Origin of the sequence: Psychroserpens mesophilus (genome assembly GCF_050617655.1) — a bacterium.
GTDB classification, from domain to species: Bacteria; Bacteroidota; Bacteroidia; order Flavobacteriales; family Flavobacteriaceae; genus Psychroserpens; species Psychroserpens mesophilus_A.
In genome coordinates, this window is sequence record NZ_JBODQC010000288.1 from 1 (window position 1) to 257 (window position 257).

The 257-nt window shown below is 54.9% G+C and carries 1 protein-coding gene; it reads right to left on the minus strand.

Going from position 1 to position 257, the window contains the following annotated elements; all coding sequences use genetic code 11:
* Positions 1–50: 50 nt before the first annotated feature.
* Positions 51–257: DinB family protein (locus ACRHNM_RS17310; protein WP_431137895.1), on the minus strand; the 207-nt coding region annotated here is incomplete at its 5' end.

The window sequence follows — 257 nt, forward strand, 5'->3', positions numbered from 1 at the left end:
AGAGGTGCCCGTTACCGAATAGGCCGCTGCAGACAGCTTTCCAAGCGGGGTCAGAGGAACTTCCGGATCGAAAGCATATATCCCAGGTGGAGCCCTTCGTGGAAGTTGTTGAAGGTGATGGCCTCCTGCAGGTTCGTTACCGGGAACCCCGCAGAATTGGTAAATGGTCGAAATGTGCCAAAGCGATTGGCCTCCAGGTCTTTATCCAGTAACGGCACCGTCCTTTCCAGCCACTCGCGAATTTCCGAGATTTCCGC